Raw genomic sequence first — 14014 nt, forward strand, 5'->3', positions numbered from 1 at the left:
ATGGGAATATGGCCTATATTCTTTGAAGGTTATAGGATCGATAAGAGAGGGGAAAATGGTACTTCTAAAGAATTTGAACAAAATGATGAGAAAAGACTTCAGGAGGAAGCTTTAAAAGAGTTAAATTCTCTTATCGGACTACAAAAAGTAAAAGAGATTATATATGAGATTTATGCTTTTTCTCAACTTCAAACAAAGAGGAAAAAAGAAGGGCTTGCTACTGACCCTGTAGTTCTTCACATGATTTTTAAAGGGAATCCCGGTACTGGTAAAACTACTGTAGCAAGAATTTTAGGAAAACTCTTAAGAGGGATAGGGGTGCTGGAAAAGGGCCATGTGGTAGAAGTAGAAAGGGCAGACCTTGTTGGAGAGTACATAGGGCACACGGCTCACAGGGTAAGAGAAAATGTGAAAAAAGCTCTTGGAGGTATTCTCTTTGTGGATGAGGCGTACTCCTTGGCGAGAGGTGGAGAAAAAGACTTTGGCAAAGAAGCCATCGACACTCTGGTAAAGGAGATGGAAGACAATAGAAATAAATTTGTTTTAATCTTGGCAGGCTACAAATATGAAATGGAATATTTTTTAAACACAAATCCTGGCTTAAGATCTAGATTCCCTATACAGATTGACTTTCCAGATTACACAATAGAGGAATTACTTCAGATTGCTGAAGTTATGGTAAAAAACAGGCAGTACAAGCTCACAGAAAGTGCAAAGAAAAAACTTATGAAGATACTTATAAAAAATGATGCTTCCAGAGAAATGGGAAATGCTCGAATGGTTCGAAATTTGATCGAAAAGGCAATACGAAAGCAAGCTGTAAGGGTTTTAAACAAAGTAAACATAACGAAAGAAGATTTGATAACTATAGACAGCATTGATATACGTGAAGATTAGCCTTTAAAAAGAAGTTTATAAGCATTTTCGCCTTCAATTTTTATTTTTAGTTCTTGAGCAAGATTTATCTTATCCCATTCTCTATAATAGCGCAGGGGAGAGATGAGAGGAAAGTCACTCCCAAAGAGAATTTTATTCTCTATTCCTATTTTCTCTGTTACTTCATATATCTGTGGAGAATAAAGATATAAAGATGCGGCAGTATCATAGTAAACATTTTTTAAGGTATCTCTTACTTCTGGCATTAGCTCATAAAAGAGAAGACCTCCCCCCCAGTGGGCGTAAATTATAACGTTATTTGGATTGTTTAAAGCAAAAAGATATGCATGTTCAGGTCCCATTCTGCCCTTTCCGGGGTAATAATGGCCTACGAGTTCGTTTACGTGCATCAATATTGGCAGATTCAATTCCCGGCATATAGAAGCGAATTTACCTACTTCTTCTTGCCTGCTTATATCTACCCTCACAGCCTCTGGAATTATTTCTCCGACTCCTTTTAATCCCTTTTCTACGCATCTTATAAGCTCTTTTTCCGTGTCTTTATGGTTTAAAGGGACTACAGCAAATCCAATAAATTTGTCTTCATATCTTTTTACAACATCTATTATATAGTCATTAAACTCCCTTGCAAGTCCCATGTCCAAACAAGAAAATCCAAATACTACTGCCTTATCTATGTTAGCCTTCTTCATTTCTTCCAATACATCCTCTGCTGTTGCAAACTTTGCCTTAGGAGTAGAATGCAATAATTTGAAGTGTGCATCTCTTTCTATATTCTTGTCGATATTTTTTATAAACTCTGGAGGAAGTATATGCACATGAAAATCGATTCTCATATTGTGCCTCCTTTATTTCACTAATTTTTATTTTGTTCCTCAACATTGCCCATAAGTAAATTATACCACTCCTTCTTTGTTTTCAGAAACTTTTTCAGGTGCTATAATAGTATTGATTGCGAATTTTAAAACCAAAGAGAGGTTGATAAAAATGACATCTCAGGAATTTTTAAAAGATAAATTCGGCATTTCTTCAAAAGTTCTCGAATTAATAGAGAAAGCCGAAAAAGCTTGTTTAGATGAATTTAGAAAAATCGATGAAATTGCTGAATATAACCAATACAAAGTAATATATCATTTTCAAAAAAATAGATTAAGTGATGCCCATTTTAATGGTACAACAGGATACGGATATGGAGACATTGGAAGGGATGTCATAGAAAAAATATACGCAGGTATTTTTGCAGCAGAAGACGCCTTAGTAAGGCCTCAGATCGTTTCTGGAACCCATGCTATATCAATTGTACTATTCGGCAATCTAAAACCGAATGAAGAGCTAATTTCGGCCTCAGGTAGGCCTTACGATACATTGGATGAGGTTATAGGTATAAAAGGAGAGGGCAGAGGAAGTCTTAGAGAATACGGAATAATCTATAAGGAGATTCCTCTTCTTGAAAATGGGGAAATAGACGTAAAAAGTGTAAAAAAAGCCATAACTTCAAAAACAAAAATGGTATTGATTCAGAGGTCAAAAGGGTACGATTACAGAAAATCTTTTACTGTAGAAGAAATAGGAAAAGTGATAGAGGAAATAAAAAAAGTTAAAGAAGAAGTCATAGTTTTTGTGGATAACTGCTACGGCGAATTCACCGAAAAAAAAGAACCTACAGAGGTAGGTGCTGATATTGTAGCGGGTTCTCTTATAAAGAATATAGGAGGAGGGATTGCCCCCACAGGAGGATACGTAGTGGGTAAAAAAGAGTTTGTGGAAAATGCCTCCTACAAACTTTATGCCCCAGGAATAGGAAAAGAAGTCGGCCCTTCTCTGGGGCTAAATAGGCTTATACTTCAGGGGCTTTTCTTTGCTCCAAAAGTGGTCGGAGAAGCTCTAAAAGGTGCTGTCCTTATTTCAAAGGTCATGGCAGATTTAGGCTATGATGTGCTTCCAAAGTATAATGAAAAAAGAACTGATATAGTTCAAGCTATAAAGTTTAAAACAGAGAAGGAACTTGTATCTTTTATCCAGGGAATACAACTAGGTTCTTACGTCGATTCCCATGTAATTCCAGAACCATGGGATATGCCAGGTTACCAGGACAAAGTAATCATGGCAGCAGGGGGATTTATTCAAGGATCTTCTATAGAATTAAGTGCTGATGCTCCTATTAGAGAACCTTACATCGCTTATGTACAGGGAGGCTTGATTTATCCCCAGATTAAATTAGCTTTATCCATCGCCCTAGAAAAAATCTATTCTTGAGACAAAGGATTTTTATTCACGGCTTCCCTAAGTTGTGAATCATCCACGTGAGTGTAGATCTGCGTGGTTGAAACGTTGGAATGACCCAAGAGCTTTTGCAATGTGCGTATGTCTACATTCCCGTACCTGTACATCAGAGTAGCAGCTGTATGGCGTAACTTGTGAGCAGAGTATTTTTTGCCCTCCAGATTAGCCTGTTTTATATGCTTTTTGACTAAGTATTGTACAGTTTTTACGCTTATTCTCTTTAATCGCTTGCTCAAAAAAAGAGCCTTCTTGTCTTTTACGGCCTCTTTTGGCCTCACTTTTAGATAATCATTTATAGCCCTTACACAAGCTTCATTTAGATATATAGTCCTTTGTTTATTTCCTTTTCCTATGACAGTCAATTTATCTTCTTTTATGTCGTCAAGGTTTATATTTACAAGTTCTGATACTCTTAATCCGCAGTTTAAAAATAAGGTTATTATCGCATAATCCCGCTCTTTAAAAGGTCCATCTATAGAGTTTAAAAGCTTTTTACTTTCTTCCAAAGTAAGATAAATAGGATGTCTTACAGAAAGCTTTGGAGATTCTAATTCTTGCGTAGGGTTTTTATTTATAACTTTTGCCTTTCTATGAAGGTAATTGTAAAAAGACCTCAAACTAGCTACTTTTCGAGCTCGGGCAGGGGGGGTGTTGGCCCTTTCATTAGTTACAAAAGATAAATAGGCATAAAGGTCATTTAAATCAACCGATTCTATAAGATCGATGTCCACGTCAGAAATATCTATTTCATCAAAAGGAATGTCATCTGCCACAAGACCACGCCTTTTCTTTAAAAAGCGAAAAAACAGGACAAGGTCATATGTATAAGCTTTTATGGTATTAGGTGACCGGGCTTTTACAGTGGAGAAATAGTTAAGGAACTCTTCTAACACAGGGGGATATTTTAAAGCTTCCATAAATAAAAACTCCTTTCTTTATACTCCAATCTTTACAACCCAGCATCTAATTATACGAAATATCTATTTCGTATAATTACATATCTATGGTATCACACATCAAAGGAAAAATCAAGCATTAAATTAAAAGAGAATCCCTCGCACTACAGCTTGGGACCCTCTTTTTGACGTTTTTTAATTTGCTCTGTGGCTAATCTATCACAGAGATTATTGTACTCATTATCCGAATGACCTTTGACCTTAATCCAGTTTATTTGATGTGGTTTAGAAACCTCCAATAATTCTTTCCATAAGTCCTGATTTTCCACCGGAGTTTTATCGGATTTGAGCCAATTATTTTTTTGCCACCTTTCAATCCATCCCTCATTAAAGGCATTTATTAAATAACTGCTGTCACTATATAAATTTACTTTAGAAGGCCTTTTTAAGGCTTTTAAACCTTCAATAGCCGCTTTTAACTCCATTCTGTTATTTGTAGTGTTTTCCTCATATCCTGATATCTCTTTTTTTACTCCTTTATAAATTAAAACTGCTGCCCAGCCACCGGGTCCAGGATTACCACTACAGGCTCCATCCGTATAGATTTCTACTATTTCATCCTTATTCATTTCATTTCAATCCTTTTGACTTTTCATAGGCCGCAATTACCGCCTCAATCACCGAACTTCTCATACCATTTTTTTCTAAAACCCTTATGCCTTCTATAGTAGTTCCTCCCGGAGAAGTGACCATGTCTTTTAACTGTCCTGGATGAAAGCCTGTCTTAAATACCATGCTTCCCGCTCCAGATACCGCTTTAGAAGCCAGTTTATAAGCTACATCTCTTGGCAATCCCAGCAGGACTCCTCCGTCTGCTAAGGCTTCTATAAACATGTATACGAAGGCTGGGCTGCAACTTGACACGGCCATTGCCACATCTATTAACTTTTCTTCTATCTCCACTATTTCTCCACAAGTGCTAAAAATCTTTCGCACAAGTTCTTTGTCTTCTTCTTTTACTTCTTCGGAATATGTAATGGCCGTTATACCTTCTCCAATTAACGCAGGGGTATTTGGAATAGTCCTCACTATTTTCCCCTTACCAAGGAGGTTTTTTACGTGTTCTATGGTTATTCCAGGAGCTATTGTGATTATTATTTTATCATCTGTCACCTTTTCTCTGATTTCTTTAAGCACATTATCGTAGATGTTTGGCTTTACCGCTACCACCACTACATTTGCAATTTCTGTTACTTCTAAATTATTTTTAGCCGTTGTTGTTCCGAATTCTCTTTCTAAACCTTCTATTTTTTCTCTTACAGGGTCAAAAAGTATTAAATCCTCTGCTTCAACAAGGTCTGACCTCAAAATCCCCTTTATGAGAGCCATTCCCATGTTTCCAGCGCCTATAAAACCAATCTTCATTTTTAACTCCCCTGTTTTTAAATTATTTCAAAAAAACAGTATTAGCCTATCCTAATACTGTTTTTTTGAATTTACTCCTCCTTTTTATCATCTTTCTCAGTACCAGAAAAGATGACGGGCTTTTGAGGAGAAATTGTAGAAATAGCATGTTTGTAAATCAAAAGTTGTTGTTTGCTTTCAGACTCTAATACTACAGTAAAATTGTCAAATCCTTTTACGGTGCCTTTAAGCTGAAATCCATTCACCAAATATACTGTGACCGGCACGTGCTCCTTTCTAACCTGATTTAAAAAGATGTCTTGTAAATTAATAGCTGCTTTTGAACTTGCCATCTTTATCCCCCTTCTTTAATATGTATCATTTAGTTATATTCTATCAAAATTTCAATTTTCCTGCCAAGTACTCAAAAATATTTTCTCTAAGTTCCTCATAGCTTTTGTAGTCATCTACAAAAAACCATTTAATAAAATCATAGGATTTAAACCATGTGATCTGCCTTTTTGCATACCTCCTCGTTCCTTTTTTAATTTTTTCTATGGCTTCTTCTAAAGAAATTTCTCCATTTAAATACTCGACAATTTCTTTGTAACCTAAAGCCTGCATAGATGTACCATATTTATTATACCCGATTTTTAGTAAGTTTACCACTTCTTCGACCAAATTATTTTTTATCATCTCATCTACTCTTCTATTAATTTTTTCGTACAAAAGCTGCCTATTTTTATAGTTTAATCCTATCATTATAGGATCGTACTCAGGATTTTTTCTCATTCCGCTGACCTTCTGGTAATGAGAAATAGGCTTACCAGTAAACTCGTATACTTCCAAAGCCCTTATAATTCTTCTAAGGTCATTGGGATGAATTTTTCTCGCAGCTTCTGGGTCAGTAACTTTTAATTTCTCGTATAAAAAACCTGTCCCGTAAACCTCTGCAATTTTTTTCATTTTTTCTCTGAATTCTCTACTACCCTCAAAATCAGAAAAATTCATGATGTAAACGATAGAATTTATATAAAGTCCTGTCCCCCCTACTATTATTGGGAGTTTTCCTCGTTCGTGAATGTCTTTTATAATGGCTTTTGCTCTTCTTTCATATTCTGCCACACTGAATTCTTGATTGGGTTCTACTATGTCAATCATGTAATGGGGTATCCCCTGCATTTCTTCTTTTGTGATCTTTGCAGTGCCAATATCCATGTATTTATAAATTTGCATAGAATCAGCAGAGATAATTTCTCCATTAAATCTTTTTGCCACATCCACAGCTAATTTTGATTTTCCTGTAGCCGTAGGTCCCACAATTAGAACGATCTGAATAGCCAATTTTATCACCCTTACTTTATTCGCTTAAACATCTTTTCAAGCTGTGTTTTTGTCATCGAAATAACAACAGGTCTTCCATGAGGGCAGGTATAAGGATTTTCAGCAATCTTTAAGTCATCAAAAAGTCTATAAATTTCTTCTTCTGAAAGAACATCCATAGCCTTTACCGCAGCTTTACAAGCCATTGTCGCAATTTCTTCTTCCTTAAAAGAAAGTCTATTTGAAAAATCCTTATCTCTCAGTCTTTCTACCACTTCGACAAATAACTTTTTTGCCTCGGGTTGACCTAAAATAACAGGAACTTCCCTTAACACAACAGAATTATTCCCAAATTCCTCAAAAACATACCCGAGCTTGTACAAAAGTTCTCTTTCCTGATTTACAACTTCCATATCGCCGGGCTGCAATTCGACTACAATTGGTAAAGTCACCTGTCTTGACTGTACTTTTTCATATTTAGATGTAAGTTTTTCGTACAGTATTCTCTCATGAGCAGCATGTTGGTCAATTATATAAAATACATCATCCTTCTCTACTATTATATAGGTGGAAAAAAGTGTCCCAACTATTTTGATATCTTTCAATTTTCTAAAAGTCTTCTCCTCAGGAAGGTACTCTTTTATTTTAGTATCTGCTTGTTCTACCTCCTCCTTGTCTTCTTTTATGAAAAGCGGGCTTCTTTCTTCTCTCTTTTCTTCATAAAGAGGCAAAGAAAGCTTTACCTGCTCACCAGAGGGTTTTTCTTCGACTTTTGAAGTTTTTCCAAGCTTTATTTCCGGTATCAGCTCACTTGATTTTAAAGCCTGTCTTATAGTTTTATAAACAGCTTCGAAGACTTTTTTGTCATCAGAAAATTTTACTTCAAGTTTTGAAGGATGTATATTGACGTCTATAAAGCGGGGATTTACTTCAACGTACAAAAATATTCCTGGATACCTGTCAGAAGGCACGTATGTCTTAAAAGCCTCATCCACAGCCGCCGATAAGGTTTTATTTCTTACATATCTGCCGTTTACATAGAAAAACTGCATGTTTCTATTCGAATAATTTAGGAAATTTTTTGTTGCAAATAGCTTGACCCTTATATCTTCTGTCTCAGATTCTGAAAAAATCAATGCTGAATGCACTTCTCTACCAAAAAGCCTTAAAATTACGTCTTCTATGCTTCCGCTACCAGAAGTTATAAATTGAACTTTTCCATCTTTAATGTACTTAAAGGATGTATCTGGATTTGAAAGGCTCAGTCTAGTGATTACCTCTGTTACGTACATGGCTTCTGTAGCAGGCCTTTTTAGAAATTTTCGTCTTGCAGGTGTGTTAAAAAACACTTCTTTTACTTCAACGGACGTACCTTTCTGGCAACCACATTTGCTTTTCTCCAGTATTTTGCCGCCCTCTACTACCAATCTCGTCCCAAAAGTTTCATTTTCTTCTCGTGTTTTAAGTTCTACCTTTGAAACAGCCGCAATACTTGCCAAAGCTTCTCCTCTGAAACCTAAACTAGTTATATTAAAAAGGTCTTCATCAGTTTTAATTTTACTTGTTGCATGCCTTTCAAAGGCCAAAACAGCATCTATTTCATTCATTCCACATCCATCATCTGTTACTTTTATATAGGGTATACCCCCCTCTATAATCTCTACTGTAATGTTTTTACTTCCTGCGTCAATCGAATTTTCTACCAACTCCTTTACAATTGAAGCAGGCCTTTCCACCACCTCGCCAGCCGCAATTTTATTTACGATGCTTTCATCAAGAAGATGAATTTTATTCATAACACTCCGCTCCTTAGAGAGGCTGCTTTTTCCTTGAGTTTATATAAATATGTGAGGGCTTCAAGAGGTGTCATATTGTCAGGATCACAAGTTGCAATTTCATTGATAAGGGCATCTTTCGCTGAAGAAAAAATGTCTATCTGTGTAAATGCAAATCGAGGGATGGCCTCTTCCATATCATTTTTTACTGATCTATCTCTTTCTAGAGTCTCAAGAATTTCTTTGGCCCTCTCAATTATACTGTAAGGCAACCCTGCCAATTTTGAAACTTGGATTCCATAACTTTTATCAGAACCCCCTGGAACTATTTTGTGCAGAAATATTATGTCGTCTTTTCTCTCTTCTACTGAAACATTGAAATTTCTTACACCCTTTAACTTCCCTTCCAACTTGGTAAGTTCGTGATAGTGAGTAGCAAACAAAGTCTTAGCACCGATTTTTTCATGTATGTATTCAATCACAGCTTGAGCAATACTCATTCCATCGTAAGTGCTGGTACCTCTTCCTACTTCATCTAAAATTATCAAACTTTTACTTGTAGCAGAACTGAGAATGTTAGCTACTTCGGACATTTCTACCATAAAAGTACTCTGACCTGCAAATATATCGTCAGAAGCTCCAACCCTTGTAAATATTTTATCTACTATTCCTATTTTAGCATAAGAGGCTGGCACAAAACATCCTATCTGGGCCATTAGCACTATAAGAGCTATTTGTCTCATGTAAGTTGATTTTCCTGCCATATTAGGTCCTGTTATTATCATTATAGGATTTTCCGGGCCTATATCTATATCATTAGCTACAAATCCTTCCTCAGAAATTGTTTCAACTACCGGGTGCCGCCCTTCTTTTATGATAATTCTGTCTTCATAATCAATAATCGGTTTTATATATTTGTTTATCTCAGATACCTCAGCAAAGGCTATTAAAACATCTATTATAGCTATGTATTTGGCGGTATTTTGAATTCTCACTATTTGAAGTTCTACTTTTTCCCTTATTTCATTGAAAAGCTCATATTCCAGCTCAATCAGCTTTTCTTCAGCGCCCAATATGGTTTCTTCGATTTCTTTGAGCTCTGGAGTCACGTATCTTTCTGCATTGGCTAGAGTCTGCTTTCTTATATACCTTTCCGGTACTTGCGGTATATTTGATTTTGTAACTTCTATATAATATCCAAACACTTTGTTATAACCAATCCTCAAATTTTTAATCCCTGTTTTTTCTCTTTCTTCTGCTTCTAAATTTGCAATCCAGTTTTTACCTTCAGTTGACGCTTTCCTCAATTTATCCACCATTTCATTGTATCCATCTTTAATTATATTTCCTTCTTTTAGCTGATTTGAAGGATCGTCTTTTATAGAACGATCTATAAGTTCATATACATCTTGTAAAACATCTAATTTATAGTAGATTTCCTTTAAAAGGCCAGATGAAAACCTGGACAAAATGTTTTTAATTTCTGGTAATTTTTCTAAAGAAAGTTTTATAGAAATAAAGTCTTTAGGCGTAGCGCTTTGATAAACTATTTTGCTTGCCAGTCTTTCCAGATCGTAAACTTTGTTTAGTAGCTCCTTTAATTCCATTCTGTCTTTGTAATTATTAAAAAGCTCTTCTACAGCATCAAGTCTTTTTTGTATCTCCTCTTTATCAATTAAAGGTTCTTCCAACCATTTTTTTAAAAGTCTGCCACCCATTGGGGTAACAGTTCTATCTAAGACTCCTAACAAAGAACCTTTTTTCGATTTGTTTCTATTAGACTCCAAAATTTCTAAATTTCGAATTGCAGTGCTGTCAAGCCCCATGTAAGAGTCGGCTTGGTATAAAGTCAGTTTATTTATGTGTTTTAGAGTAGTTTTCTGAAGCTCCATAAGATAAGAAAGCAGAGCACCTAGAGAATGTATTAAGGAATTTTTGTTTTCAAGATTTAGTTCATTTAACTTTTTTTCAAATTGTCTCTCAATAATCTCAATGCTTTCCTCGAGCTCTAAAGGTTTATAAGTATTGACAGCAGAATTATTGTTTCTAAATATTTTTACATATTTATTGTTCTTCAGAAATTCTTCATTAGCAATTATCTCAGAAGGGCTGTATTTTACTATCTCATCATATATTTTCTTACCGTCTCTGCAATTTTTTAGTTCTGTAGCATAAAGTTCCCCTGTCGTCACATCCACAGCACAAATTCCGTAGTTGTCTTTATCCTTATATACAGAAACCAAATAATTGTTAGATTTCTCGTCCATAGATTCAGGATTTATTATAGTACCTGGTGTATATATCCTAACTACATCTCTTTTTACCAAACCCTTTGCTTTTGATGGGTCCTCCAGTTGTTCGCATATAGCAACTTTGTATCCTTTTTTTACAAGCTTATCAATGTAAAAATCTGCTGCGTGATATGGAACTCCTGCCATAGGAGCTCTTTCTTCTCCTCCCGCATCCCTTCCAGTAAGAGCAATTTCGAGCTCTTTTGCTGCAATTTCTGCATCCTCGTAAAACATTTCATAAAAATCACCTAAGCGAAAGAAGAGTATAGCATCTTTATATTTTTCTTTTATCTTTAAATATTGTTCCATCATTGGGGTTACAGACATTTTCAGCACCTCCGACTCCTCTTTATTATATCACAAAACTGCGCCCTATAAAGAGCGCAGTTTTATCTTAAAACTTCTACTAATTCTCCTTGCATTGTCCAGGCTTTTGTTTCCGTTATCCTTACATTGGCAAGCTTTCCAATAAGGCTTTTATCTCCAACAAAATGCACTACTTTATTTGTCCTGGTGCGAGAGGTAAGTTTACTTGGATCTCTTTTGCTTATACCTTCAACAAGGACTTCTACAACTTTGTTTTTTAATTCTGCACTTTTTTCAAGACTTATTTTGTTCTGGAGCTCTATGAGTCTAATCAAACGTTCTTTCTTGACTTCATCTTCTACTTGATCTGGCATTCGGGCTGCTGGAGTACCAGACCTCTTAGAGTACATAAAAGTGTAAGCTCCATCAAATCTTACCTTTTCTACTAAGTCAAGGGTCTCTAAAAAATCTTCTTCTGTTTCGCCAGGGAATCCTACAATTATATCCGTTGTAATCGCTATATCCGGTATATTGGCTCTTACCTTGTCTATTATCTCTAAATAATGTTCTCTTGTATATTGTCTGTGCATTTTTTTTAAAATTTTATTGCTTCCTGCCTGGACAGGAAGATGGAGGTGCTCACATACTTTGTCAAGATCTCTCATGGCATATATCAATTCATCTGAAATGTCCTTTGGATGAGAAGTCATAAATCTTATTCTTTCTATGCCTTTTATGTCATTTAACATGTAAAGGAGTTTCGCAAAGGTTATGTCCCCGCCCAAGTCTTTACCGTATGAATTCACATTTTGCCCTAAAAGGGTGATTTCTTTATAGCCCTTTTCAGCTAATTCTTTCACTTCAGCAATTATATCTTCAGGTTTCCTGCTTTTTTCTCTTCCCCTTGTATAGGGAACTATACAGTAAGTGCAGAAATTATTGCAACCGTAAATTATATCTACCCACGCTTTAAGATTGCTGTCTCTTCTTACAGGTAATCCTTCGATCACGTTTTGAGTATCCTCAATCACATCTATCACTTGAACTCGAGAATTTAAAGCCTGCCATAAAAGTTCTGGAAATTTGTAAATATTATGGGTTCCAAATACAATGTCCACATGGGGATACTTTTCTTTTATAGCATCTACTATATGTTTTTCCTGCATCATACAACCGGATATTCCGATTATAAGGTTTGGATTTCTATTTTTTAGCTCTTTTATTTGGGATACCCTTCCTAATACCCTTATCTCGGCATGTTCTCTCACGGCACAGGTGTTAAAAAGCAAAATATCTGTTTTTTCTAAATCTTCTGTATATTTATAACCCATTTCCTCTAACATACCTGCAATCTTCTCAGAGTCATGTACATTCATCTGACATCCATAGGTTTCAATATGATAGTATAATTCTTTTCCTTTATTTTCGCGAGCAATCTCTTCCATTATCTCTCTTTGCTTTTTTAATTCCTCTTCGGATACATAGTAAACATTTCTCATTTTTAATTGCACCTCTCACTTTACGACCTGAGCTTCCTGTAAAAAAAAGTCCTGACCGGCTCAAAGTTATATCTATAAGGCAGTATTATCTGCTCCGTACTTCCTACGAAAAATATGCCATTGTCATTCAAGGATTCATAAAATTTTTTATATACCTTATCTTTAGCTACATCATTAAAATATATTAGCACATTTCTGCATATTAGTAAATCGATGTTTTTTGGGTATTCGTCCTTTAAGAGGTCATGCTTTTCAAAGTGGACCGACTTTTTTATTTCTTCAGAGATTTGGTAATATTTATCGTCTATTTTCCTAAAAAATCTTTTTATATAATCCGGATAAGGAATCTTATTGACAGCTTCTACAGAATAAACACCTCTTTTTGCTTTTTCCAATGCCCTTGTATCTATATCAGTTGCTATTATCGTCACATCTTTTAAATCTATGAATTTTGTCAAAAGCATAGCAATAGAATAGGGTTCCTCTCCTGTAGAACAAGCAGCGCTCCAAACCCTAAACCCCTTCCTGACGATCAAAGGCAACAAATCTTTTTCTAATATTTCCCACTGATTGGGGTTTCTAAAAAATTCTGTAACATTTATAGTTATATAGTCCAAAAATTCCTCGTATAATGTTCTATCATTAATCAATGCATTATAATATTCGTCAAAAGATTTAAACTTTTTGTTGGATATCAAAGATTCCAAGCGTCGCTTCATCTGTTTTTCTTTGTAGAGGGATAAGTCGATTCCTGTAAGTTTGTACACTTTTTTAACAAATTCCTCATAGCCTGCCATAAATATCTTCACTCCTAATTATAGAAAAAAGTGGCTATAAAAGCCACATATACTAATACTAAAAATCTTAATTTTAAAAGTTTGCAACCTTGACAGGTTTCTCAAATACCCCCCGCTTGACCTCTGTTGCAGTCATATTTTCTGCCTTTAACATTTTCGCTATATAATTAACGCCATCCCACGGGTTGACATGGTCACCGCACGTAAATACGTCAACCGCGGCATAGCCTAGTTCTGGCCAGGTATGAATGGTTAGGTGAGACTCTGATATGACTACTACTCCACTTACGCCCTGGGGATTAAACTTGTGAAAAGCCACTTCTCTGACTTCTGCTCCTGTTGCTATTGCAGCTTGGACCATGATGTCTTCAATCATTTCTACATCATCTAAAATCCTGCTGTCACAGCCATAAACTTCTGCCAAAATGTGGCGACCCAAAGCATTCATTTTATCGTGCCTCCTTTACTAAAATTTTGTTCCCATTCAATGATTTTAATTTTATCAAATTTTTTTCTTTTGTCAAGGCTTTTTACATGACAGTT

13 protein-coding genes are annotated in these 14014 nt (G+C 35.5%); 2 read left to right on the top strand and 11 right to left on the bottom strand.

Annotated elements, in window-relative coordinates:
* Window positions 1-897, top strand: coding sequence for a stage V sporulation protein K (gene spoVK, locus ACPLVE_RS00755; RefSeq protein ID WP_424608936.1), 897 nt, complete (start codon window positions 1-3; stop codon window positions 895-897).
* Here spoVK and ACPLVE_RS00760 read toward each other — a convergent pair.
* Window positions 894-1733 (bottom strand): amidohydrolase family protein, encoded by an 840-nt coding sequence (locus tag ACPLVE_RS00760; RefSeq protein ID WP_424608938.1) that lies wholly within the window; start codon window positions 1731-1733, stop codon window positions 894-896. The two genes, spoVK and ACPLVE_RS00760, sit on opposite strands and share 4 nt — an antisense overlap.
* 151 nt (window positions 1734-1884) lie before the next feature.
* Here ACPLVE_RS00760 and ACPLVE_RS00765 point away from each other — a divergent pair, with 151 nt between their 5' ends.
* Window positions 1885-3153 carry an aminotransferase class I/II-fold pyridoxal phosphate-dependent enzyme gene (locus ACPLVE_RS00765; RefSeq protein WP_424608940.1) on the top strand — a complete coding sequence of 423 codons (1269 nt, stop codon included), beginning with the start codon at window positions 1885-1887 and terminating at the stop codon, window positions 3151-3153.
* Here ACPLVE_RS00765 and ACPLVE_RS00770 read toward each other — a convergent pair.
* The 10 genes from ACPLVE_RS00770 to speD all read right to left on the bottom strand — a co-directional run bounded on the left by ACPLVE_RS00770 (window position 3144) and on the right by speD (window position 13919).
* A complete protein-coding gene (locus ACPLVE_RS00770) occupies window positions 3144-4097 on the bottom strand; it encodes a tyrosine recombinase XerC (RefSeq protein ID WP_424608942.1) in 954 nt (317 codons plus the stop codon). The two genes, ACPLVE_RS00765 and ACPLVE_RS00770, sit on opposite strands and share 10 nt — an antisense overlap.
* Window positions 4098-4240: 143 nt before the next feature.
* Window positions 4241-4705 carry a ribonuclease HI gene (gene rnhA, locus ACPLVE_RS00775; RefSeq protein WP_424608944.1) on the bottom strand — a complete coding sequence of 155 codons (465 nt, stop codon included), beginning with the start codon at window positions 4703-4705 and terminating at the stop codon, window positions 4241-4243.
* Window position 4706: 1 nt separating this feature from the next.
* Window positions 4707-5501 (bottom strand): pyrroline-5-carboxylate reductase, encoded by a 795-nt coding sequence (gene proC, locus ACPLVE_RS00780; RefSeq protein ID WP_424608946.1) that lies wholly within the window; start codon window positions 5499-5501, stop codon window positions 4707-4709.
* A gap of 71 nt (window positions 5502-5572) precedes the next feature.
* On the bottom strand, window positions 5573-5833 hold the full coding sequence (hfq, locus tag ACPLVE_RS00785; protein ID WP_424608948.1) for an RNA chaperone Hfq: 261 nt from the start codon (window positions 5831-5833) through the stop codon (window positions 5573-5575).
* 43 nt (window positions 5834-5876) lie between these two features.
* Window positions 5877-6824, bottom strand: a complete 948-nt coding sequence (miaA, locus tag ACPLVE_RS00790) for a tRNA (adenosine(37)-N6)-dimethylallyltransferase MiaA (protein ID WP_424608950.1) — start codon at window positions 6822-6824, stop codon at window positions 5877-5879.
* A gap of 11 nt (window positions 6825-6835) precedes the next feature.
* Window positions 6836-8599 carry a DNA mismatch repair endonuclease MutL gene (gene mutL, locus ACPLVE_RS00795; RefSeq protein WP_424608952.1) on the bottom strand — a complete coding sequence of 588 codons (1764 nt, stop codon included), beginning with the start codon at window positions 8597-8599 and terminating at the stop codon, window positions 6836-6838.
* Window positions 8596-11196: a DNA mismatch repair protein MutS gene (gene mutS / locus ACPLVE_RS00800; RefSeq protein ID WP_424608953.1), complete on the bottom strand. Its 2601-nt coding sequence runs from the start codon at window positions 11194-11196 to the stop codon at window positions 8596-8598. Before mutS ends, mutL begins: the two co-directional genes overlap by 4 nt.
* 62 nt (window positions 11197-11258) lie before the next feature.
* The gene (gene miaB / locus ACPLVE_RS00805; protein ID WP_424608955.1) at window positions 11259-12674 is read right to left on the bottom strand and encodes a tRNA (N6-isopentenyl adenosine(37)-C2)-methylthiotransferase MiaB; all 1416 of its coding nucleotides are present in this window, start codon (window positions 12672-12674) and stop codon (window positions 11259-11261) included.
* Window positions 12675-12694: 20 nt separating this feature from the next.
* The gene (locus ACPLVE_RS00810; RefSeq protein WP_424608957.1) at window positions 12695-13471 is read right to left on the bottom strand and encodes a CheR family methyltransferase; all 777 of its coding nucleotides are present in this window, start codon (window positions 13469-13471) and stop codon (window positions 12695-12697) included.
* 73 nt (window positions 13472-13544) lie between these two features.
* Window positions 13545-13919, bottom strand: a complete 375-nt coding sequence (gene speD, locus ACPLVE_RS00815; RefSeq protein WP_424608959.1) for an adenosylmethionine decarboxylase — start codon at window positions 13917-13919, stop codon at window positions 13545-13547.
* Between the last annotated feature and the right edge of the window lie 95 nt (window positions 13920-14014).

Origin of the sequence: Caldanaerobacter sp., assembly GCF_049701115.1 — a bacterium.
GTDB lineage: Bacteria > Bacillota > Thermoanaerobacteria > Thermoanaerobacterales > Thermoanaerobacteraceae > Thermoanaerobacter.

Bases quoted from the DNA above. Each gene is read 5' to 3' on its own strand.
- spoVK (WP_424608936.1), top strand. From the start codon at position 1: ATGGGAATATGGCCTATATTCTTTGAAGGTTATAGGATCGATAAGAGA.
- ACPLVE_RS00760 (WP_424608938.1), bottom strand. From the start codon at position 1,733: ATGAGAATCGATTTTCATGTGCATATACTTCCTCCAGAGTTTATAAAA.
- ACPLVE_RS00765 (WP_424608940.1), top strand. From the start codon at position 1,885: ATGACATCTCAGGAATTTTTAAAAGATAAATTCGGCATTTCTTCAAAA.
- ACPLVE_RS00770 (WP_424608942.1), bottom strand. From the start codon at position 4,097: ATGGAAGCTTTAAAATATCCCCCTGTGTTAGAAGAGTTCCTTAACTAT.
- rnhA (WP_424608944.1), bottom strand. From the start codon at position 4,705: ATGAATAAGGATGAAATAGTAGAAATCTATACGGATGGAGCCTGTAGT.
- proC (WP_424608946.1), bottom strand. From the start codon at position 5,501: ATGAAGATTGGTTTTATAGGCGCTGGAAACATGGGAATGGCTCTCATA.
- hfq (WP_424608948.1), bottom strand. From the start codon at position 5,833: ATGGCAAGTTCAAAAGCAGCTATTAATTTACAAGACATCTTTTTAAAT.
- mutL (WP_424608952.1), bottom strand. From the start codon at position 8,599: ATGAATAAAATTCATCTTCTTGATGAAAGCATCGTAAATAAAATTGCG.
- mutS (WP_424608953.1), bottom strand. From the start codon at position 11,196: ATGTCTGTAACCCCAATGATGGAACAATATTTAAAGATAAAAGAAAAA.
- miaB (WP_424608955.1), bottom strand. From the start codon at position 12,674: ATGAGAAATGTTTACTATGTATCCGAAGAGGAATTAAAAAAGCAAAGA.
- ACPLVE_RS00810 (WP_424608957.1), bottom strand. From the start codon at position 13,471: ATGGCAGGCTATGAGGAATTTGTTAAAAAAGTGTACAAACTTACAGGA.
- speD (WP_424608959.1), bottom strand. From the start codon at position 13,919: ATGAATGCTTTGGGTCGCCACATTTTGGCAGAAGTTTATGGCTGTGAC.